This window comes from Lysobacter sp. DMC97 (assembly GCF_056313745.1).
In genome coordinates, this window is record NZ_JBQUZR010000008.1 from 70,796 (window position 1) to 91,311 (window position 20,516).

Below are 20,516 nucleotides of genomic sequence, written 5' to 3' on the forward strand. Positions count from 1 at the left end.
AGGAACGCCCGGCCTCGCGCCGGGCGTTTCCGTTTCGGGGTCCGTGCCACTCAGCCGAACAGGTCGCCCGTCGGCGTCGGCATCTGCGCGGGCATCGCGCCTTCGAGGCGCAGCAGCGCTTCCTTGATCGGCAGGCCGCCGCCGAAACCGGTGAGCGTGCCGTCGCTGCCGATCACGCGGTGGCAGGGCAGCACGATCGGCAGCGGGTTGCGGCCATTGGCGGCGCCGACCGCGCGCACCGCCGCGGGCTGGCCGATCGCCTTCGCCAGCTGGCCGTAGCTCCACGTCGCGCCCCACGGGATCTCCGCCAGCATCGCCCACACCGCGCGCTGGAACGGCGTGCCTGCGGGTGCGAGCGGCAGGTCGAACGTGCGCCGCGTGCCGGCGAAATAGGCGTCGAGCTGCGCGCGCGTTTCCGCCAGCGTGTCCGCGATTGCGCCGCGCGCGCCGGGCACCCAGCCGGCGCGATCGACCGGATGCCGGTTCGTCGGGAATTCGATGTGGCGCAGCCCTGCGGCGTCGGCGGCGAGCGTCAGCGTGCCGATCGGGCTGTCCATGCGTTCGAAGTAGAGCGTCGTCATGCCGCAGCGGCCTCCGTGGCGTCGGTCTCGCTTGAGTCGGTCGGAAGATGCCACAGGTGCAGCACGGCGTAACCGCGCCACGGCCGCCACGCCTCCGCGCGCGCCGCGGTCGCGCGTTCGCTCAGGCGCGACGTGCCCGCGGGCGCGAGCCGCTGCTGCAGTACCAGATCGCCGGCGGGGAAGGCGTCCGGCAGCGCGAGTCCGCGCATCGCGATGTACTGCGCGGTCCAGTCGCCGATGCCCGGCAGCGCGGTGGCGCGGGCGACGAAGTCCTCCAGCCGCTGGCCGCCATCGAACGACAGCCGGCCGTCGACGACCGCCGCCGCCAGCGCGCGGATCGTCGCCGCGCGCGTCTTCGGCAGGCCGATCGTCTCCAGCGGCGCGTCGCGCAGGACCTGCGGCGACGGGAACGTACGGTCGAGTCCCGGTGGTGCTTGTTCGCGATGCCCGCCCCAGGCGTCGACCAGCCGCCGCGCCAGTGTGGTCGCGCCGGCAACGCTGATCTGCTGGCCCAGCACCGCGCGCACCGCGAGTTCGAAGCCGTCCCAGCCGCAGGGCACGCGCAGGCCCGGATGCGCGACGATCGCGCGCGCCAGCAGCGGATCCTGCGCGAACAGCGCATGCACCGGGCGCAGGTCGGCGTCGAGATCGAACATCCGCCGCACGCGGCGCACGAAGTCGGGGATGCGCTTCGTGTCGCCGGGCGCGAGATCGACCAGCTCCAGCCGCAGCTCGGCTTTGCCGTCGATCGCACTGACCCGCAGCCACGCACGCCCGTTGCCGATCGCGCGCAGGTAGGCGTCGTCGTCGACGCGTTCGATGCCGGGGATGGCGCGCTTGGCGAGGAAGCGCAGCAGCAGCCCGAAGTCCAGCGGCGGCCGGTAGCCCAGCCGCAGCGCGAGCGTGCCCGCGGGCGCCTTCGCCGCGGACGCCTGCCGGCGGATCGCGGTCGGCGGCATGCCGCAGCCGTCGAGGAACGCGGCGTTGAACCGGCGCAGGCTGTTGTAGCCCGCGGCGAGCGCGACCTCGGTCGCCGGCAATGAGGTTTCCGTCAGCAACTGCTTCGCCAGCAGCAGGCGCCGCGTCGCGTGCACCGCGTGCGGGGTCGCGCCCACGTGCGCGAGGAACACGCGCTGCAGTTGGCGCGCACCGAGGCCCACGCGCGCCGCGAGCGCGGCGACGCCATCGTCCTGCAGCGCGCCTTCGGCGATCAGCGCCAGCGCGCGGCGCACCGCGTCCTCGCGCACCTGCGCGAAGGCGTCCGGCGACAGCTCCGGCCGGCAGCGCAGGCACGGGCGATAGCCGGCGGCGGTGGCCGCGGCGGCGTTCGCGTAGAAGCTCACGTTGCCGCGCTTCGGCGCCGGCGCCGGGCACACCGGCCGGCAGTAGATGCCCGTGCTCTTCACCGCGACGAAGAACAGGCCGTCGAAGCGCGCGTCCTTCGCCGCCATCGCGCGGAAGCAGACCTCGGGCGGCGGCAGGGCATCGTGGGCGGGCAGGGCGTCGAGCGTCGTCATGCCCGCATCCTAGCCCCGGCGCGCCCCGCCGACTCGCCGTTTTCGGACATGGATGCCGGTGGGCCCTGTGGGAGCGGCGTGAGCCGCGACGGTGTGCGGCATACCTTCCCTGTGGGAGCGACGGGAGTCGCGACAGGCTGCGGACAGGCTTGCCATGGCTTCGTCGCGACTCCCGTCGCTCCCACAGGAAAGGTTGTTGGTGCTCTGTCGCGACTTGACCAGCCTCCGGCTGTTGAAAGCCGTCGCTCCCACAGGAATCGCCTGCCGCCGGGTCGCGCCTCCCGGCGCTCCTACAGGGCAGGTCGTCGGCGCCCGACGGCAGGCCGCCGCCGCCCGCGGGCGTAAAATCCCCCGATCGCCTCCAGGAGCAACCCGCATGGCCCCGTCGATCCCGTTCGGTTCCAACCGCCACGATCCCTCCCGCGTCATCCGCGCCCCGCGCGGCAGCGAGCGGACCTGCAAGAGCTGGCTGACCGAAGCGGCCTACCGGATGATCCAGAACAACCTCGATCCCGACGTCGCCGAGCGGCCCGAGGATCTCGTCGTCTATGGCGGCATCGGCCGCGCCGCGCGCGACTGGGCCTGCTTCGACGCCATCCTCGAAGCGCTGCGCAACCTCGAGGACAACGAGACGCTGCTGATCCAGTCCGGCAAGCCGGTCGGCGTGTTCCCCACGCATCCCGACGCCCCGCGCGTGCTGCTCGCCAACTCCAACCTCGTGCCGCACTGGGCCACGTGGGACCACTTCCACGAACTCGATCGCAAGGGCCTGATGATGTACGGCCAGATGACGGCCGGTTCATGGATCTACATCGGCTCGCAGGGCATCGTGCAGGGCACCTACGAAACCTTCGTCGAGATGGGCCGCCAGCATTACGGCGGCGACCTCACCGGCAAGTGGATCCTCACCGCCGGCCTCGGCGGCATGGGCGGCGCGCAGCCGCTGGCGGCGTCGCTGGCCGGTGCGTGTTCGCTCAACATCGAATGCCAGCAGTCGCGCATCGACATGCGCCTGCGCACGCGCTACGTCGACGAGCAGGCGGCCGACCTCGACGACGCGCTCGCGCGGATCGAGAAGTACTGCGCCGACGGCGAAGCGAAGTCGATCGCGCTGCTCGGCAACGCCGCGGAGATCCTGCCCGAACTCGTGCGCCGCGGCGTGCGCCCGGACGCCGTCACCGACCAGACCTCCGCGCACGATCCGTTGCACGGCTACCTGCCCGCCGGCTGGACGCTGGAGCAGTGGTTCGACAAGCAGCAGACCGCGCCGCAGGAAGTCGTCGAGGCCGCGAAGCATTCGATGCGCATCCACGTCGAGGCGATGCTGCATTTCGAGGACATGGGCATCCCCACGTTCGACTACGGCAACAACATCCGCCAGATGGCGTTCGAGGTCGGCTGCAAGGACGCCTTCGATTTCCCGGGCTTCGTGCCGGCCTACGTGCGCCCGCTGTTCTGCCGCGGCATCGGCCCGTTCCGCTGGGTCGCGCTCAGCGGCGATCCCGAGGACATCGCGAAGACCGACGCCAAGGTCAAGGCACTCATCCCCGACGACGCGCACCTGCATCGCTGGCTCGACATGGCGAAGGAGCGCATCAGCGTGCAGGGCCTGCCCGCGCGCATCTGCTGGGTGGGCCTGGGCGTGCGCCACAAGCTCGGCCTCGCGTTCAACGAGATGGTGCGCAACGGCGAACTGAAGGCGCCGATCGTGATCGGTCGCGACCACCTCGACAGCGGCAGCGTCGCCTCGCCCAACCGCGAGACCGAAGCCATGCAGGACGGCAGCGACGCCGTCAGCGACTGGCCGCTGCTCAATGCCATGCTGAATGTGGCCGGCGGCGCGACCTGGGTCAGCCTGCACCACGGCGGCGGCGTCGGCATGGGCTTCAGCCAGCACAGCGGCGTCGTCATCGTCTGCGATGGCAGCGCCGAAGCCGACCAGCGCATCGCCCGTGTCCTCTGGAACGACCCCGGCACCGGCGTCATGCGCCACGCCGACGCCGGCTACGAGATCGCGAAGCAATGCGCGCGGGAGCAGGGGTTGAAGTTGCCGATGCTTTGAAGCAGTCCAGGTCGCCGGATAGCATCGATATTCGGGTGTTATCCGGTGTCCAGACCGTATAACACCCTCAATGTTTCACCGTGTTCTTGCGCGGCACCCTGCAAAGGCCATTGATTTTGCCAATGGAAATGGCGTTGACGGGTTGGTTGGAGCGCTACAGAATCGGCGTTATGCCCCACTATGGGGTCTAATCGTAGTTAGGCCCGTAAAAAACTCATCGCCCTAATTTTTTGCGCACTAAAATTTCGTTTTTTAACCCGCTCACAGGAAGGAGCAAAACATGAGTGACACGAGAGGTCGAGGCCCAAACGATGAGGGCCGCATTGAGAAAAAGCCAACTCGCCCATATGAAAACCAGCCTCCCGATCCTGTAAAAGAGCAACAGGATAAGACTCAGCGCAAAGTGGATGAGACACTGAAGAATAAATAAGGAGAGAAAGAATGCTAGGACAAAATCCTGATAACTGGCGTTGCATGTTTTGTAGTAAGTGCGTGCATTTGATCGACTCGACAGCAAATCGAGAGGGAACGTACTGTAAAGGTTTCCATACCTGGGGCTGGGAGGAGCCAGCTGCAAGCTACAGCAGAAAGGGACACTGCCCGAAGTGGGAGAACGGCGAACCAGGTCAGACCTGCCGCAGATAAGGTGCGGTAACAAATACCAATGCGATCAAATTGTGCAATAACGGCGTGCTACGCCGTTATTGCCAGCTTATATTGAACGCTAGCCCAGTAATAACAGACATGCCGCAGGCAGCTTTGTAATGACCCAGTGAAAACCTGCTCAGGTGTAACCTTGACGAAGGAGATACCAATGAGTGCGGTAATGGAAGAAGAGATCAAGCGATGGACGGCGCGGCGGAAGTCGCAGCTGGTGCTGGAGATCATCCAGGGACGGACGACCGTGTCGGAGGCGAGCCGGCAGTTCGACCTGACGCCGTCGGAGATCGAGAGCTGGGTCGACGATGGCAAGCGCGGGCTGGAGAACGCGCTGCGTGCGAAGCCCGAGGATGTGCGCGAGCAGTACGAGCGCCAGCTGAAGGAACTGCAGGAAGCGTACGGCGAAGCGATGCTGGAGCTGCGCGCCCGAAAAAAATTGGCGTCCCTGTTGGGCAAGGACGAGACCTGATGGTCTCGATCCAGCAGGGACTGCTGGCGGATGGCATCCGGGTGTCGATGGCGAAGTTGTGTCGCTGGTTCGGGCAGCTCCGGCGGACGGTGTACTACCGGCCGACGAAGGCGCCGCCGAAGGTGCGCGCCGACCTGGCGGAGCCGATCAAGGCGCTGATCGAAGCCGAGCCGTCGTTCGGCTATCGCACGGTGGCGGGATTGCTGGCGATGAACAAGAACACGGTGCAGCGGATCTTCCAGCTGAAGGGCTGGCAGGTGCGCAAGCGCCCGATCGGCCATCGGCCGAGGATCCAGGCGCTACCGTCGGTGGCGCAGTCGGCGAACGAGCGCTGGTCGACCGACCTGTGCCGGTTGTGGGCGGGTCGGGACAGTTGGCTGACCTTGGCGCTGGTGATCGATTGTCACACCCGTGAGCTGCTGGGCTGGCAGTTGTCGCGCAGCGGCAAGGCGACGACGGCGGCGGCGGCGCTGGAGCAGGCGTTGATCGCCCGGCTCGGCAGTCTGGCACCGGTGCCGCGCCCGTTCCTGTTGCGCTCGGACAACGGCCTGGTCTTCACCAGTCGGGCCTACACGCGACTGGTCCGCAGCTATGGTCTGCACCAGGAGTTCATCACGCCGCACTGCCCGCAGCAAAACGGCATGGTGGAGCGCCTGATCCGGACGTTGAAGGAGCAGTGCGTGCACCGGCACCGGTTCGAAAGCCTGCCGCACGCCAGTCGCGTCATCGCGGACTGGATCCAGTTCTACAACCACCGGCGCCCGCACCAGGCGCTGGGCATGAAGACACCCGCTCAAGCGTATGCTTTAGCGGCCTGACCTGTGCAGGATCCGCTGGGTCATTACATGCTCGCGCCGGGTGCGCTGCCGGATCCCGAACTGGTCGGGATCCGCATCCAGTACCGCCTCCAGCAGGCGCTGATCATTCTCCTGGTGATCGCGATCGCGGCGACGGTGATCGTTCGATAGTGATCGCCGGCGCATGGCCGGCGGCCCGGACGCCGGGTTCGCCGATCGTCGGCAAGCCTCCCGCTGGGGGCATCGCACGACCCGGATGGGCGTAGTCTTGGTCGGCGACCTCCCGGCCTCCGTGTCCGGGGATCGCAGGCAAGGCGCCCGTCGCCGGCGCCAGGGAGGGGGAATGGAAGCGCCTGTCGTGTCCGAACGCCCGAGTCCGAACCGCGTGGATGCCGCGCACATCGTTGCCCGCGTGCCGGGCATCACGCCGGCCGAAAGCGAGGTGCTCCGCCGTCTGCTGGACGATCCCGGTGCGCACGGTTTCGCGCTGCCGCCCGACGACCCGCTGTCCGACGCCGAGCGCGACATCCTCGCGCGCGTGAAGCAGGCGCCGCTCGATCCCGCGCCGTCGCTGCATCGCCAGGTCTACGTGATCCTGAAGGCGACGCGGCTGTGCAACCTGCGCTGCGGCTATTGCCATTCGTGGAAGAGCGGGCCGGGGCAGGTGATGTCGTTCGAGGTGCTGGCCGACACCATCCGGCGCTACCAGTCCACGCCGGGCATCGAGGACGTGGACTACGTCTGGCACGGCGGCGAGACGCTGCTGCTGTCCCCCGACTATTTCGAGAAGGCGATCTGGCTGCAGAACCTGTTCCGGCGGCCCGGGCAGCGCATCGCCAACGGGCTGCAGACCAACGGCACGCTGATCACCGACGACTGGGCGCGCTTCTTCGCGAAGTATCGCTTCAAGGTCGGCGTGAGCATCGACGGCACGCGCGAGATCCACGACAGCGTGCGCCTCGACAAGAAGGGGCGGGGCACGTTCGCGAAGGTCGAGGCGGGGCTCGCGCGCCTGCGCGAGCACGGCGTGACCTACGGCATCCTCACGGTCGTCGACGAACGGATGGCGTCGCTGCCGATCGAGCCAATGCTGCGCGAGCTGAAGACACTCGGCGCCGCCGGCGTGTCGCTGCTCAATTCCATCCCCGACAACGGCGAAGGCACCGAGCGTGCCGTCGAGCGCGGGCTGTTCGCCTTCCCGCGCTACGTCGATTACCTGCGCAAGGTCTTCGCGATCTGGCAGCGGCAGCCCGAGGCGTATCCGGCGATCCGCGAGATCTCCGCACTGATCGAAGTGCTCGGCGGCGGCCGCGCCGGCGTGTGCACGCTGTCGGGCAACTGCATGGGCCAGTTCCTGACGATCGAACCGTCCGGCACGGTGTCTGCCTGCGACAAGTACCTCGGCGTCGAGGACTACACCTTCGCCGCGAAAGGCGCGTCGCCCTTCGCCGCCGACCGGCTCGCGCACGCGCGCCATCGCCAGGCCGACGACGACCGGCGCATGGCCGAATGCCGCCATTTCCATCTCTGCAAAGGAGGCTGCCCGCACGACAACCGGATGCAACGAATCTTCGATGCCGACTGGAGCGGCGGCTGTTGCGGGTTGTCCGGCCTGATCGACGACATCGCGCAATGGCTGGCCACCGACGCCGGCCAACGCCTGACAAGCACCAGGGAGCGCTTCGCATGACCACCGACATCACGCTGACCGTGGAACAGCTCGCCGAGCTGGAAAAGAAGCTCGAACGCACCGATCTCGCCGATTCCGAACGGCAGATCATCAGCGGCGTGCTCGCCCAGAGCCGCACCGATTTCCGGACCATGGACCGGGCCCGGAACGACTGGGAATACACCTTCTGGTCCTACCGCTTCTGATCCCGGCGTCATCGCCGCGTCGCGCACGCCCGCGCGGCGCGGCCTCGGGTCCGGCCATGCCGTGCTGATCGGCCGGGCGGCCATGCCGCGACCCTCGCACGTCGCCGTTTCGATGCGAAAATGGGCGCCATGACCCTTCCTTCCGACGTCTGGACCGACGCGCGTGAACGCATGAAGACCGGCATCGTCGCCGCGCTGCGCGACGCACCCGGTCGCGATGCGGATGCCGATCCGGCGGTGATCGACGCGATCCTCGATCGCGTGATCCATCCCGAGTTCGAACGGCTGGCGCTTCCGCCGCCCGAAGAGCGCTGGTGCGTCATGCGCCGGGACGACAACGCCAACGACTTCGTCGTGCAGTTCGGGCTGACGTTCGCGGACGCCACCGCGCTGGCGCTGGAGTTCGAGCGCAGGGGACACAAGCAGGTGTATTGGGTGCGGCGGGAATGAAAGACGGCCTCTTCGCGACGTCGATGCATTCCGGTGGCCTGCGAAAATGAGCCAGACGTACGAATTCTCGCCTGAGCGTCATGCAACGTTCCTCGACGGTTACATGGATGCCGTCGGGCGCGCTTTCACGAATGATGCTTTCCTGTACGCGCTCACCGCGTACTGGGTCCATGTCGACGATCTGGAGCATGTGCTCGGCGCCGCGATCGTCGATCGGACGCCCGTGACTTGCTGGGCGCGCGAATTCCATGATGTCTGCACCTCCTTCCTGCAGACCGACGGCTGCGATCGGCTCACCTACTACCTGATCGAGTACATCGAGTGGTTCGAGGCATTCCGGGCAGGGACGACGGCGAGTCGATTGCACTGCACGCCGCTGCCGGACGACGAGATCGACGGTCATCGCTACCTGATCGAGATCGACGCTGAGCATGCCGTGCTCCTGATCTTCTGGAAAAAGGCGAAGGCCGGCTGACGACGGTCACGTCCGCGGCAAGTCGCGGCACGGTCGATCGCCCTTGCGGCATTGCGGCATTGCGGCATCGCGCCGAACGCAAAGGGTTGGCCGGCCGGATTCCCCTGCGCCATACTTCGCGCTGACCACCGCACGACACCGCACTCCATGTCCACCTTCAACGGCATCGGCACCCGCTTCCACGGCTGCTCGGAGATCCGGCGCGACGGCTCCTACCTGTCGACGAAGTGGTTCTGCCTGGTGTTCCCGATCGTCCCGCTCGGCAGCTGGCGCATCTGGCCCGAATCCCACGAGCGTCGCCTGATGGGCCTGTACAGCACCACGACATTCAAGGCCAAGCCCTCCGGCCTGTATCTGCCGCACGTCGCCAAGGTCTACGGCATCTACCTCGCGATCTACCTCGCCCTCGTCGTGGTCGACTGGTTCGATACGGGGATGTGGCGGTTTTCGTGAGGGTGGAAATGGGTCGGCCAGGCATGGCGGCTCGATCGGGTGACGAACGGCAACAACTGATACCGGATGCATGCCGCACGGCCATCTGATTGTTCTACCCTGTCCCGGCCAATCCGGCCCCGTTTCACGCATTCCGACAAGGAGTCTTCCCATGCGCGCCCATGATCATCATTCGATGAAGCGTTTGAAGAAATCCTCGACATATCGAGGTTTCTTACTTTTCTTTCGGAGTGATCATGAACGATTGCATTGTTCAGCCTTCGGGCGCTGTCACGGAAGCGAATGAGGTTTCCCCGTTCTACCCGCGCGGCGGAAGCGTCGTGCTCGACCGCAGGGCATTGCTGCGCCTTCGCCTCGATCGTTTCCTGAGTCAGCAGGATCTGGCCGACGACTGCTGGCGTCGCAACGTGCGGGTCTCCTTGCCGACGATCAAGCGCGCCGAGCTGGAGCGCCCGGTGCGCTACCGCATCGCACGCACGCTGGCCGCCTACTACGGCGTTCCCGTGGCCACGTTGGTGAAGGTGGCGTAAGTCTCTCTGCATTCGTGCGAGCATGTCGCCGACCGCGCGTTGCCCATGCGGTCGGGCGCGCACGCGGCCTGCCGCCGGAGCAGGTCCGGCATGGAGGCGCCATCGTCTGCAATGGCGCAGAATTGATCGAAGGGAATGCATCGATGGCCAAGGTCTACAACACGAAATTGAAGAATGTCAGGACTGCGTTCGACAACATCTCGCGCCAGGGGAAGCTGCGCAAATTCTCGTGCATCCCCGATCCGAGGATCGACGATGTCTTCACGCACATCCAGGGCATCGTCCACACCGAAGACTACGTGTTCCTGTCGCACAACCTCTTCGGCATCCTGTTCACCGGCATCATCGGGGTGATCAGCAAGAAGAAGGGCGAGCTGCTGTACTGGTTCAACACGCCGCGGGAAGACGACAGCTATTCGCATCCGGGTGGCATGCAAACGATCGGCGATTACCTGATGGTGCCGGTCGAGAACAGTGACCACGACCAGTCGTATATCCATTTCTACGATCTGTCCACGATGACGAACAAGGTGCCGCCGCAGAAGCTGGCGTACTCGCTGAAGCGGGACGGCGGATCGGGTGCCGCCGGGATCACCAACTACACGTCGAGCGGCACGGAGTACTACCTGATGGCCGCCTACGACAACGGCAAGCTCCACTTCTACAAATCGAACGGAAAGACCCTCGCGGAAGATGATTTCGCCTTCACTTCGCTGTTCGAGACCAAGGTCGCGCAAGGTGGATACAGTTCCATCGCGCTGCTCACCGACAAGAACAATGGCCTCTACATGATCGGCTTCTGGACCGAGACGCCGGAGCTGAATCCGATCGACTACATGGATTTCTACACGTTGAACATCGACAAGAAGAGCATCTCCGATGTCGTGAAGTCCCGCCACATGATCACCGAGTACGGCGGCATCGTCGGGCCCGCCGGCGTCCATTTCCGTTTCGGTGCGGGCCTGCGGATCATGTCGGAGACCGCGCTGAGGGCCTTCGCGACCCAGCGCAACATCGTCGCCTATTCGGTGTCGACCAACGGTTTTCCACCGAAGTAAGGGCGCTGCGCTCCCGCCGTCGCCCGCGCGGCATGGCCGATTCGCGCGGGCGCCGGCGTTGGTCTGGATGGCCGGGCAATCCCGCCCGGTGTTCGACACAGGAGCGTGTCATGGCATTGCGCAAACCGAAGTCGCGACTCGATTTCATCCTGCAGATCACCCACTACTTCAACGGCCACTGGGAAGACCCGGAGTGGGGCCGTCGTCCTGCGAGCCAAGTGCTGATCGCACTGGCGATCCGCGACCTCGCCGCGGGCGTCGCGGATGGCGCGCTGCAGAAGCAGATCTTCGAGGCGGCCGACAAGGCCATCGCGAAGAACGCCGCCGCGGTGAAGTGATCGCGACATCAGGCTCCGCATCCGGTGCGCAGGACGCGCCCGGATGCGATCCGCGCCGCTGACCGTGCCTGCCTGCCGCTGCAGCGACGCGCGATGACGGCTCTGTTACCCTCGCTTCCGTTCCCTTGCCGTGGATGGATGCGATGAGTGACGACGCGGCCGGATCGCCTCCGCATTTCGCCCTGTGGACGGGGCGCGCCGGCCTCATCAATACCCTGCTGTGCATCGTGCTCGCGCTGCCGCTCGCGTGGGGACTGCGCGTGGTCACCGAACGCGACATCGCTGCGCCGGCCTGCATCGCGCATGGCCAGGCGCAGGGGATGACCTACGTCGAGATCGCGCTGGAGGGACCGCGGAACGAAGCGACGCCCGTGTGTCGCTACACGCGCGACGACGGCAGCGCGGTCGCGATCGAATTCAGCCGGATCGCCTCGTTCCTGGCCGACCTTTGGGTCGGCTTCGCCCTCGACATGCGATTCACCTGGGGCGCTTTCATCGTCCTGCTGGGGTTGGTGCGAACCGGCGTGTTCGTGCTCCGCAGGCGCGTGCGGCCGGCTGCGTGATGGCCGCACGGCGGGTCGATCGGTGCACTATGCATTCGCGCCGGTGCCGGTGTTCGCGACGACGGGTCCGCCGCGATGATCGCGTCCGGGCGCTGGGTCCGTGGCCGTCGTCGTGAGGTGCGCATGCGTCGCCCGCATGCCGGAGCCGTTTTCCGCTGGACGCTGGGCGAAGGTCCCGACGCCGAAGCTCTGGCGCGCCTGCAGCGCCGGTTTCCGCGTCCGCGGGTGCCGATGGGCGATGCGTGGTTCATGGACGATGCGCGCCGGATGTACACCTCGCTGCTGTCGCCCGATCCGGCCGAGTGGTCGCGCGATGACCTGCGGGGTGCCTTGCGGGCGCTGGCCAGCGGGCCGGGCTGTTTCGGGCACATGTGCGAATGGTCGTTGTGGTTTCCATACCTCGTCCACGCGGCGCTTCCGTTCGTGCGGGGACCTTCCTTCGACAGCCTGTACGGGGAACTGGTCAGCGCGGTGATGGTGCATTGCCCCGATCCGGCGTCGCCGCCGCAGGGCGACGGTTTCATCGAGGGCGTGCTGCACACACTTGGCCGCATGCCGATGGCGGCGTCCTGCTGGGACGAACGGCGATGGACGTCGCGCAACGCCTTCCCGACGATCGACCACACCGTGCGCGGCTGGATATTGATGGACAGCGGCAACCTGCATGCCGCGTGCACGCTCGTGGCGCGATATCTCGACGAAGCGGCGCTGGATGGATGGCTCGCGTCCGCGCTGGACATCGATGATCCGCTCTGGCGTGCGGGCATGGTGTCGTGGCTGGCGCATGTCGTTCCGCTGCTGGCGGATCCGTCGCGTTGGCCGGCCGCGTTGGACATCGGTCCGGGTTCCTGGGATGCCTCGCACGGCGTCCCCGGCATCACGCCAGCGGGGGAATGTGATGCGGGGACCGGGCCGTTCCCGTTCTTCGATCCCGCGCGACGCGTGGCCCTGGCCGCGGCCGTGCGCCGGCATGCCGCGCGGTCTCGCCTGCGCACCTGGGGCGCGACGTTGCAGGCGTTGCCGGGCGCGCCGGGGCAGTGGGACGTGGTCTGTGGCGATTACGCTGCGGCCTGCCGTCGGATCGTCGCCGCGTACGGGCTCGAATGACATCGGCCGCCGGCCCGGTGACGCCCTCCCTGCGCCGCGTTACGCTGCATCCTCGCATCGACGGGGACGACGGGATGAAACGCTGGATGATCGCGGGATTCGCATGGCTGTGCCTCGCATCGCTGCCGGCCGCGGCCTGCGACCGGCCGACGCAGTTCAAGGCCACCATCGGCGGATTCTTCGGGCCGTCGTACGCGGTGGAGCTCACGCCGGAGGGCGATCTGCGCTACGCGCACAATCCGAGGACGTTCGTGTCCGAAGGCCCGGACACTACGCGCGAGACCGTACCGGTCGCGCCGGCGGCCTGGACGGCGTTCTGCCGCGAACTGGACACCGCCGGTGCGTGGCAGTGGGAGCCGAGCTACGTCGACGGCAGCGTGCACGACGGCACGAGCTGGTCGTTCGAGATCACGGTCGACGGCAAATCGTTGAAGAGCGGCGGCTACAACGCCTGGCCGGGCGGCAGCGTGTCGTCGCCGCCCGCGCCGGGAGGCGATGCGTCGTTCTCGACGTGGCTGCATGCGGTGAGTGCGCTGGTCGGTGGGCGCGAGTTCCGTTGAGACATTCGCGGGTGCGCGTGGCCGGTCCGGGCGGCTTGCGTTGCATGGTCTCCGCGCGAACCTTGCCGGAGCCGTTGTCTATGCCGGCCTGGTGATCCGCGAGTCTGCGACGTTTCCGCTGTACCTGCCGCATGCCGTTGGCCATGTCTGGGCCATGGGTGGCATCGTGATCCTCGCGATGTGGTCGACGCACTGCGCGCTGCTGGCGTGGTCGATTCGCGGGATGCTCGGCAGGCGCGACCGCCTGGCGATGGCCGTGCCGCCACTGCTGTGCGTGCTGGCGATCCTGGTGTGCCGCTGGCACTACATCGTCGAATGGTGGTTCGGCCCGATCCACTACCACTGAAGCGTCGCATCCATGCGCGATGCCCGCATGCGACGACGCCTGGGCAAGCCGGGCGTCGTCGCATCGCGTGATGGCGATCGGTCAGGCCGTCATCGAGGCCGGCCGCTGCTGCGGCGCATCCTGCGTCGGCGCCGGCGGGGCGACGGTCTGGTTCGCGGCGACTTCGACCGGCGTGCTGCGCGCGGCGTTCTCGCTGAGGCGGGCGTGGTTGGGGCCTTGCACGCCGTTGGTGCCGTCGAACACGAACAGCGTACGGTCGGGATGGCCGTTGGCGTCGGTGATCGGCTTGCCGACCTCGATGCCGGTGACGCCACCGAGACCATCGCGCTTCGCGGCGGCGTAGACGTTCGCAGCCAACGCGTCGCCTTCGAGGCCGCGCGCCGCCATCGCGGTCACGACCTGGCCGTACATCGGATCCTGGCGCATGCGGTCGACGGCGGGATCGGCCGCGGCGAGGCGCGTTTCCGGTTGGCCGGGCGTGATCGGCGGTGCGGCCTGGCTGACCTGGGTGTCGGTGGAGACCACGCCGGGCGTGTTGATGGCCGGCGCGATCGCGCCCGACGGCGCGAGGCCGTGCTGGCCGCGCACGACGCGGTCGCTCCATTCCAGGTTGCCGGCGTTGTTGACGACCGTCAGCTTGCCCTGGTTGAGCGCCTGCTCGACCAGGTTCGCGAGCTGGTCGGGCGTGGCGTTGCGGTTGGCGGCGCCGATCGAGCGACCGACCTCGTTGTTGTAGAGGTCCATCGCCTCGCGGTTGGCGGGATTGCCCGGGCCGCCTTCGTGCGCGGTCGCGAACGCGCGCGTCCAGTTCTCGCCGAACTGCTGCGTCATCAGCGCATTCCAGTAGGCGTGGCGGAACGCGTCGCGGTGGCCGTCGTTGCCCTGCCATTCGCGGGCGCGGTCGGCGGGGATGCCGGCCGGCACCGGATTGTCCGGGAAGCGGCGTTCGCCTTCGGAGAACGCGCGGTCCTTGATGTCGCTCATCTGCTGCAGCCCGAGCAGGCCGCGGTCGAAGGTGAGCTGGTCCAGCAACTGGCCTTCGGTGCGCGTCATGCGCACGGAATTGGTGAACGGGATGTCGATCGCGCCGAATGCGCGCGGGTGGTAATCGATCATCTGGTCGTCCGCGACCTGGTACTGGGTGCGGACGGTGTTGAGGTCAGGCCTGGCCATGGGATGGGGCTCCTGTTCCGGTCATGCGGGTACGGGCGTGCGGCTCAGCGCCGCTGCCACTGGCGCGATTCGACCTTGCCGTCGCGGTAGTGGACGGCGAAGAACTCCTCGTCGATGCCGAACTTGGCGACGCCCAGTTCGTAGGTGTCGGTCGAGGTCGCGGCGTCGGTGGCGTCGGGTTCGCCCAGCAGGCGCAGCACGTCCTCACGGGACATGCCGGGCTGCACCGCGGCCTCGACCGCGGGCAGCATGCCGCCGCGGGTGTTGTCCTTGGCGGCGACGCCGCGCTGCGCCTTCCAGGCGCCGGAATCGAAAGTGGGGGTCTGTTCCATTGCGCAGGCCGAAAGCGAGAGGGAGAGGATGAGCGCGGCGCAGGCGGCGCGGACGTGCGCGCGCGATGCCGCGGGAAGGCGGCGCATCGTGCGCGGGGAATCGGGAAAGGGGACGCCGGAAGCCGACATGTCCTTGTCTCGGGGGTGGAGGACCGGTGGACCGTAGCACGGAACCGCGGCCGTTGCCGGTGCCGCTGCATTCCGCAATCCGTGGCGGCGGCGAAACGTGGCCGGCGACGCTGCGTGCGCCGCCGGCCGTTGTCGCGATCAGAAGCGGTAGTTCACGCCGATGCGCAGGGTGTCGAGGTCGAGGTCCTGCGAGAAGCGTTCGCTGTACGCCGGGCTGGTGAAGCTGCTGCCGGCAACGTAGCTGGTGTCATAGTGCGTCTTGCCGAGGTTGGTGCGCAGGTACTCGATGCGGCCGGTCCAGTGCGGGTTGAAGCCGTACTCGTAGCCGACGCCCCACTGGATGCCGTCGAGGTTTTCCGACTTGTGCGCGCGCTTGTGGTACGCGCCGCTGCTCAGCACTTCGGCGGTCAGGTCGGCGCCGACGCGGGTCGGGCCCGCGGTGAAATAGCCGAAGTGCACGCCGCTGGCGTAGCCCAGCTTCGCGCGCAGGCTGTACTGGTGGTTGGCTTCGATGCGGTTGGTGGTGTCGTAGTACAGGCTGCCTTCGCCGCCGCCGTACGGATTGGTGGTGCCGTCGATGAACTTGCGGTCGTCGGCGTTGAGCTGGCTGTAGTCGAATTCGGCGCCGAGCACGAAGCCGTTCTCGAACGCGTGGTTGTAGCCGAACTGCACGCCGTAGGTGCTGCCCTTCGGGCTGAGGTCGTTCGACCACTGGTCGACGACCAGGGTCTGGAGAGCGGGCGATTCCGAGGCCCAGCTGTCGCCCAGCGCGACCTTGGCGTTGGAGTCGCCGTCCGCATGGCCGACGCTGGCGCCGGCGTACCAGCCGGTCCAGTCGGCGGCGAAGGCGGCGGGGCTGAGGAGGGTGGCGGCGATGAGAACGGAGAGACGCTTGTGCATGGGAAATCCTGTGTGTTCGGTATGCCGGCCTCGTCGCCGGCTGCCGAATCCAACGCCGAAGTCGTGTCGATCAGGACACGCGCGCCATCGGGCCGCGGTGCGCGATGCGATCGACGTTCAGCGTTGTCCTGTGCGTGTCCGCTTTGCCGTTTTCGCGAGGTGCGGGCCGCAAAGGGCTTCCATCGCGGCATAGCCCGCGGCGTTCGGATGCACGCCGTCTTCGGAGAAGTCAGCACGCAAACCGCCCTGGCCGTCATCGAGCGCATGGTGGTAATCGAGCCAGTGGCAACGGCGCGCATGCGCGAGCTGCGCGAGGCGTCGATTCAGACCGATGATGCGCGCCGCCGGCCGCAGTTCCGGCCGCCAGCCGAACGCGGCGGCGGGCGGGATCGCGCCGAGCAGCACCTCGATGCCCGCGTCCTGCGCGACCGCGATCATCATCGCGAGGTTGGCGACGATGGTGTCGTCGTCGACCGGGCCGGTATTGCCGGCGACGTCGTTGGTGCCGGCGAGCAGGTGCAGGCGCTTCGGTTTCAGTCGCAGCACGTCCGACGGCAGCCGCAGCACCATCTGCGGCGTGGTCTGCCCGCTGATGCCGCGGCCCACGCGCGTCGGCGGGAAGAAATCCGGGCGCAGGCGCGGCCAGCCTTCGGTGATGGAGTCGCCGAGGAACACCGTGTCGATGCGCTGTCCCGCGGCGATCAGGCGGCGGTCGTCGGCGTCGTAGCGCGACAGCCAGCCCCAGTCGTCGAGCATCTGCCGCTCGTCGCGTCCCGGTTCGGCGGCGGCGGGCGCCAGCGGCAGCGCGGGCACGGCGAGCGCGGCGGCGCAGGCGAGGAAGGTGCGGCGGCGGATCGGCGGCATGCGGACTCCCGGGGATGGCGACTGCGCGCGAGCATAGTCCGAAGCGGACGCCCGCGTCGCCCGGGCGTGCTACAAAGCCGGTTCGCGGGCGGCCCGCTCCCGGGCGCCGCGTTCCGGAGACCGTCGATGCCGTCGTCCGTCGCATTGCCCATCCGTCGCGCGCTGCGCACGATCGCGTTCGCGCTGGTGCTGCTCTGCGCCTGCACCGCGGCCCATGCGCGCGACCTGCGCGTGATGTCGTTCAACGTGCGCCTGCCGGTGGCCGTGGACGGCGAGAACCGCTGGGAAGCGCGGCGCACGCTGATGATCGAGACGATCCGGCGCGCGCACCCGGACCTCGTCGGCACCCAGGAGCTGTTCGGCCTGCAGGGCGATGCGCTGGTGGCCGGCCTGCGCGGCTATCGCTGGTTCGGGCGCGGACGCCGCGGCGGCGGTGCGGACGACGAACACATGGGCGTGCTGTACCGCGTCGACGCGCTGCGGCTGGTGGACTCCGGCGACTTCTGGTTCTCCGACACGCCGGACGTGGTCGGCAGCATCAGCTGGGGCAATCTCTATCCGCGCATGGTCACGTGGGGCCTGTTCGAGACTCGCGACGGCGCGCGGTTCTATCTGCTCAACACGCACTTCCCGTACCGCGACGAGGACGAGGCCGTGCGCGTGCGCTGCGCGCAGGCGCTGCTCGATCGCATCCGCGCGCTGCCGCAGGACGTGCCGGTGGTGGTGACCGGCGACTTCAACACCGGCGACGACAGCGCCGCGCACGCGCTGCTGACGACCGACCTGCGCGATGCCTGGCAGACCACGTCGCATCGAAGCGGCCCGGAAGGCACGTTCCATGCCTTCAGCGGCCAGCCGCAGCGGCGCATCGACTGGATCCTCGTCCGCGGCTTCGACGTGCGTTCGGTCGAGGTGCAGACCGTGCATCGCGGCGCGCATTATCCGTCCGATCACTTCCCGGTGCTGGCGGTCCTGCGCCGCAACGCGGCGGCATCGACCAAGGAGACGCCATGAAGCACCATCGCACCGCATCCGGTTTCGTCGCGGGCGCGCTCGCCGGCCTGCTCGCGGGCGCCGCGCACGCGGGGCTGGTGTTCGACAGCGCGTACACCGATCTCGCGCACGACTGCCGTCCCGCCTACGCCGAGGCCGAACTGGAGGAAGGGCAGGACAACGCGCTGCGCTGCACCGGTCCGGGCGGCGATCGCCTGTTCGTGTTCTATTCGGCCGAGGACATCTGGCTGTCGGTGGAGAACGCCGCGGGCGAGGCGCGGCTGAAGGCGCCGCTGCGGATCTTCGACGACGCGCACGGCAAGGTCGAATGGCGCATGGCCGACGGCGTGCCGTTCGCGATCATCGTCCGCCTGCGCCGCGATGGCGCGCGACCGGAGACGCTGGAAGTGCGCGGCCTCGGTGCCGACGGCGCGTTGTCGGGCAGCGTGCCGGTGACGCGCGGCGGCGATGCCAACGCGGCGGCCCGCCGCCTCGCGGATGCGCATCGCGGCGCGCGCTGAGCCCGGTGACGCAGGGGGCGCGCGCGACGACGGACATCGTGCTGTCATCGAATTGCAGCATCCTGCCGGTCCGTTCCTTCCACCGAGCCCGCCCATGCGCCCGATCGCCGTCTGCTGCCTGTTCCTCCTCGGCATCCTCTCGGGCGCGGCGCTGCCGCTGCGCGCGGCGGAGCCGGCGTCCACGCCCTACGTCGACATCGAACGCCGGCTTACGCCGGAGCAGCGGCATGCCACCGGCCTCGACACGCTGTCGCCGGAGCAACTGGCGCTGCTGAACCGCCTGCTGCGCGACGCGCAAGGGCAGGCGGTCGAGCAGGCCGTGCAGCAGGCGACCATCGATGCACGCGCGCAGGGCCGCGCCGAGGCCGAAATCGAGGCCGCCGCGCAGCGTCGCGAAGCCGCCGCCGCCGAGCCCGCGCGCGGCGCAAGTCGCTTCATCGGTCTGGATGACGGCCCGATCCGCGCGCACCTCGTCGGCGATCTCGCCGGCTGGCAGCCCGGCGACCTGTTCACGCTCGACAACGGCCAGCAGTGGAAGGTGCTCAAGGGCAGCGTGCGCCTGCCCGCGCCCCGGCATGCGCCCGAGGTGCGGCTGGTGCCGGGCGTCGCGGGGCGCTGGTTCCTGGAAGTCGACGAAGACCTGCCGAAGGCGCGCGTCTACCGCGTCGATTGAAGCGGGACGTCGACTGACGCAAGACGTCGCCGATGTCCGCTCAGCCGTGCCAGTCGCGGATGAACGGCGCGAGTTGCGGCAGCAGGTCCATCGTGCCGTGCAGCAGCACCACCAGCCACAGCGAGCGCGTGCGTGCCCACAGTACGCCGAACACGATGCCGGCCGGCGCGATGATCGCGATCGAATAGGCCGCCGCCCACAGCGGCGTGGCCGTGGCGACGCCTTCCATCAGGTGCGCGCCGCGCAGGTACAGGCCGGGCGCGTGCGCCAGGCCGAACAGCAGGGACGCCCACAGCACCGCCGCGGTCGTCGACCCGGTGGCATCGGCGAGGCGCTGCTGCACCACGCGCCGGAACAGCACTTCCTCGCACAGGCCGGCTTCCAGCACCTGCCACAGCCAGCACAGCGGGATCGCCCACGCCAGCGTCGCCGCGTCGGGCGCGAGTTCGCGCAAGGTGATCAGGCCGCGGCCGAACATCGCCTGGAACGCGAGCAGCGCCACGCCCATGGTCGCGAAGATCATCCACAGCCGCGCGCTGCCGAAGCGCGGGCGCGGGCGCCGGCGCTCGTCGCGCAGGAACAGCAGTGCCGGCAGCGCGACCATCGTCGCCAGCTTCACCAGCGTCTTCGCGATCGACTGCGCGGGTTCGTCGGGCCACTGCGCGGCGATCGCACCGAAGCCCCAGCCCAGCACCAGCACCGAGAACACCGCGAGATACAGCAGCGGCCCGCCCAGCCGCGACGGCGGTGGCGACAGCGGTGCCGTCGTCGCACGCGGCCGGCGCGTGAGCGCCCACGCCAGCGCGGGGAAGACGAGGCCGAGCGAGGCCAGCAGGAACAGCGGCTCGACGAGGTCGGTGTCCGGTGCGCGCAGCAGCACCGCCAGCGAGGCGGCATACGTGACGACCGCGACCAGGGCGGCCATGGCAGCATGCGTGCGGGGGCGGAGGCGGGCCATGCCGTGATGGTGCCGCGTCGCGCATCCCCCGGCACGCGCCATGCGTCACCCAACCTTCGTCACCCGGCCTGCATCACGGCTTGGCCGTGAGCCTGCCGCGCCGCGGAATTCGCTAGCATGCATGAGCCCCGT

26 protein-coding genes are annotated in these 20,516 nt (G+C 68.4%); 19 read left to right on the forward strand and 7 right to left on the reverse strand.

Translation table 11 applies throughout. The features are described from left to right. Window positions 1–50: 50 nt before the first annotated feature. Both ACT53Q_RS17150 and ACT53Q_RS17155 read right to left on the reverse strand, forming a co-directional pair. Window positions 51–581: a methylated-DNA--[protein]-cysteine S-methyltransferase gene (locus ACT53Q_RS17150; RefSeq protein WP_476187868.1), complete on the reverse strand. Its 531-nt coding sequence runs from the start codon at window positions 579–581 to the stop codon at window positions 51–53. Continuing rightward, complete coding sequence (locus ACT53Q_RS17155; protein ID WP_476187869.1) at window positions 578–2,098, reverse strand: AlkA N-terminal domain-containing protein; 1,521 nt, start codon at window positions 2,096–2,098, stop codon at window positions 578–580. The genes ACT53Q_RS17150 and ACT53Q_RS17155 overlap by 4 nt, the downstream gene beginning before the upstream one ends. A gap of 376 nt (window positions 2,099–2,474) precedes the next feature. On the opposite strand from ACT53Q_RS17155, the gene hutU reads away from it, so the two are divergent. From hutU to ACT53Q_RS17235, 16 genes are all read left to right on the forward strand, one after another. Continuing rightward, a complete protein-coding gene (gene hutU, locus ACT53Q_RS17160; RefSeq protein WP_476187870.1) occupies window positions 2,475–4,160 on the forward strand; it encodes a urocanate hydratase in 1,686 nt (561 codons plus the stop codon). Window positions 4,161–4,974: 814 nt separating this feature from the next. Then, a complete protein-coding gene (locus ACT53Q_RS17165) occupies window positions 4,975–5,289 on the forward strand; it encodes a DUF1153 domain-containing protein (RefSeq protein ID WP_476187871.1) in 315 nt (104 codons plus the stop codon). Continuing rightward, window positions 5,289–6,107, forward strand: coding sequence for an IS3 family transposase (locus ACT53Q_RS17170; protein WP_476187872.1), 819 nt, complete (start codon window positions 5,289–5,291; stop codon window positions 6,105–6,107). Before ACT53Q_RS17165 ends, ACT53Q_RS17170 begins: the two co-directional genes overlap by 1 nt. 27 nt (window positions 6,108–6,134) lie before the next feature. Further along, on the forward strand, window positions 6,135–6,257 hold the full coding sequence (locus ACT53Q_RS17175) for a hypothetical protein (RefSeq protein ID WP_476187873.1): 123 nt from the start codon (window positions 6,135–6,137) through the stop codon (window positions 6,255–6,257). A gap of 172 nt (window positions 6,258–6,429) precedes the next feature. Continuing rightward, window positions 6,430–7,776 carry a radical SAM protein gene (locus ACT53Q_RS17180; protein WP_476187874.1) on the forward strand — a complete coding sequence of 449 codons (1,347 nt, stop codon included), beginning with the start codon at window positions 6,430–6,432 and terminating at the stop codon, window positions 7,774–7,776. Continuing rightward, a complete protein-coding gene (locus tag ACT53Q_RS17185) occupies window positions 7,773–7,961 on the forward strand; it encodes a hypothetical protein (RefSeq protein ID WP_476187875.1) in 189 nt (62 codons plus the stop codon). Before ACT53Q_RS17180 ends, ACT53Q_RS17185 begins: the two co-directional genes overlap by 4 nt. Window positions 7,962–8,090: 129 nt before the next feature. Beyond that, a complete protein-coding gene (locus ACT53Q_RS17190; protein WP_476187876.1) occupies window positions 8,091–8,411 on the forward strand; it encodes a hypothetical protein in 321 nt (106 codons plus the stop codon). Window positions 8,412–8,457: 46 nt separating this feature from the next. After that, window positions 8,458–8,886 (forward strand): hypothetical protein, encoded by a 429-nt coding sequence (locus ACT53Q_RS17195; RefSeq protein WP_476187877.1) that lies wholly within the window; start codon window positions 8,458–8,460, stop codon window positions 8,884–8,886. Window positions 8,887–9,033: 147 nt separating this feature from the next. Continuing rightward, window positions 9,034–9,339 carry a hypothetical protein gene (locus ACT53Q_RS17200; RefSeq protein ID WP_476187878.1) on the forward strand — a complete coding sequence of 102 codons (306 nt, stop codon included), beginning with the start codon at window positions 9,034–9,036 and terminating at the stop codon, window positions 9,337–9,339. A 236-nt stretch (window positions 9,340–9,575) separates the two neighbouring features. Beyond that, window positions 9,576–9,869 carry a hypothetical protein gene (locus ACT53Q_RS17205; RefSeq protein ID WP_476187879.1) on the forward strand — a complete coding sequence of 98 codons (294 nt, stop codon included), beginning with the start codon at window positions 9,576–9,578 and terminating at the stop codon, window positions 9,867–9,869. Window positions 9,870–10,012: 143 nt separating this feature from the next. Next, window positions 10,013–10,927, forward strand: coding sequence for a hypothetical protein (locus ACT53Q_RS17210; protein WP_476187880.1), 915 nt, complete (start codon window positions 10,013–10,015; stop codon window positions 10,925–10,927). A 110-nt stretch (window positions 10,928–11,037) separates the two neighbouring features. Continuing rightward, complete coding sequence (locus tag ACT53Q_RS17215) at window positions 11,038–11,265, forward strand: hypothetical protein (protein ID WP_476187881.1); 228 nt, start codon at window positions 11,038–11,040, stop codon at window positions 11,263–11,265. A gap of 125 nt (window positions 11,266–11,390) precedes the next feature. Next, window positions 11,391–11,828, forward strand: a complete 438-nt coding sequence (locus ACT53Q_RS17220; RefSeq protein WP_476187882.1) for a hypothetical protein — start codon at window positions 11,391–11,393, stop codon at window positions 11,826–11,828. Between the two features lie 249 nt (window positions 11,829–12,077). Continuing rightward, entirely contained in the window at window positions 12,078–12,935 is an 858-nt protein-coding gene (locus tag ACT53Q_RS17225; protein ID WP_476187883.1) for a hypothetical protein, read from the forward strand. A gap of 74 nt (window positions 12,936–13,009) precedes the next feature. Then, entirely contained in the window at window positions 13,010–13,495 is a 486-nt protein-coding gene (locus tag ACT53Q_RS17230; RefSeq protein WP_476187884.1) for a hypothetical protein, read from the forward strand. Between the two features lie 91 nt (window positions 13,496–13,586). Continuing rightward, window positions 13,587–13,841, forward strand: coding sequence for a hypothetical protein (locus tag ACT53Q_RS17235; RefSeq protein WP_476187885.1), 255 nt, complete (start codon window positions 13,587–13,589; stop codon window positions 13,839–13,841). An 81-nt stretch (window positions 13,842–13,922) separates the two neighbouring features. On the opposite strand, the gene ACT53Q_RS17240 is transcribed toward ACT53Q_RS17235, so the two are convergent. The 4 genes from ACT53Q_RS17240 to ACT53Q_RS17255 all read right to left on the reverse strand — a co-directional run bounded on the left by ACT53Q_RS17240 (window position 13,923) and on the right by ACT53Q_RS17255 (window position 17,239). Then, window positions 13,923–15,014, reverse strand: coding sequence for a DUF6973 domain-containing protein (locus tag ACT53Q_RS17240; RefSeq protein ID WP_476187886.1), 1,092 nt, complete (start codon window positions 15,012–15,014; stop codon window positions 13,923–13,925). A 44-nt stretch (window positions 15,015–15,058) separates the two neighbouring features. Then, a complete protein-coding gene (bamE, locus tag ACT53Q_RS17245; RefSeq protein ID WP_476187887.1) occupies window positions 15,059–15,346 on the reverse strand; it encodes an outer membrane protein assembly factor BamE domain-containing protein in 288 nt (95 codons plus the stop codon). A 267-nt stretch (window positions 15,347–15,613) separates the two neighbouring features. Then, window positions 15,614–16,375, reverse strand: coding sequence for an outer membrane protein (locus tag ACT53Q_RS17250; RefSeq protein WP_476187888.1), 762 nt, complete (start codon window positions 16,373–16,375; stop codon window positions 15,614–15,616). Between the two features lie 117 nt (window positions 16,376–16,492). Continuing rightward, the gene (locus ACT53Q_RS17255) at window positions 16,493–17,239 is read right to left on the reverse strand and encodes a GDSL-type esterase/lipase family protein (protein WP_476187889.1); all 747 of its coding nucleotides are present in this window, start codon (window positions 17,237–17,239) and stop codon (window positions 16,493–16,495) included. Window positions 17,240–17,365: 126 nt separating this feature from the next. On the opposite strand from ACT53Q_RS17255, the gene ACT53Q_RS17260 reads away from it, so the two are divergent. The 3 genes from ACT53Q_RS17260 (at window position 17,366) to ACT53Q_RS17270 (ending at window position 19,426) form a co-directional block, all read left to right on the forward strand. After that, window positions 17,366–18,253 carry an endonuclease/exonuclease/phosphatase family protein gene (locus ACT53Q_RS17260; RefSeq protein WP_476187890.1) on the forward strand — a complete coding sequence of 296 codons (888 nt, stop codon included), beginning with the start codon at window positions 17,366–17,368 and terminating at the stop codon, window positions 18,251–18,253. Then, a complete protein-coding gene (locus ACT53Q_RS17265) occupies window positions 18,250–18,753 on the forward strand; it encodes a hypothetical protein (protein WP_476187891.1) in 504 nt (167 codons plus the stop codon). The genes ACT53Q_RS17260 and ACT53Q_RS17265 overlap by 4 nt, the downstream gene beginning before the upstream one ends. Before the next feature lie 94 nt (window positions 18,754–18,847). Beyond that, complete coding sequence (locus ACT53Q_RS17270; protein ID WP_476187892.1) at window positions 18,848–19,426, forward strand: hypothetical protein; 579 nt, start codon at window positions 18,848–18,850, stop codon at window positions 19,424–19,426. 40 nt (window positions 19,427–19,466) lie between these two features. Here the strand turns inward: ACT53Q_RS17270 and ACT53Q_RS17275 are convergent, their stop codons facing one another. Beyond that, window positions 19,467–20,351, reverse strand: coding sequence for a lysostaphin resistance A-like protein (locus tag ACT53Q_RS17275; RefSeq protein ID WP_476187893.1), 885 nt, complete (start codon window positions 20,349–20,351; stop codon window positions 19,467–19,469). Window positions 20,352–20,516: the final 165 nt, after the last annotated feature.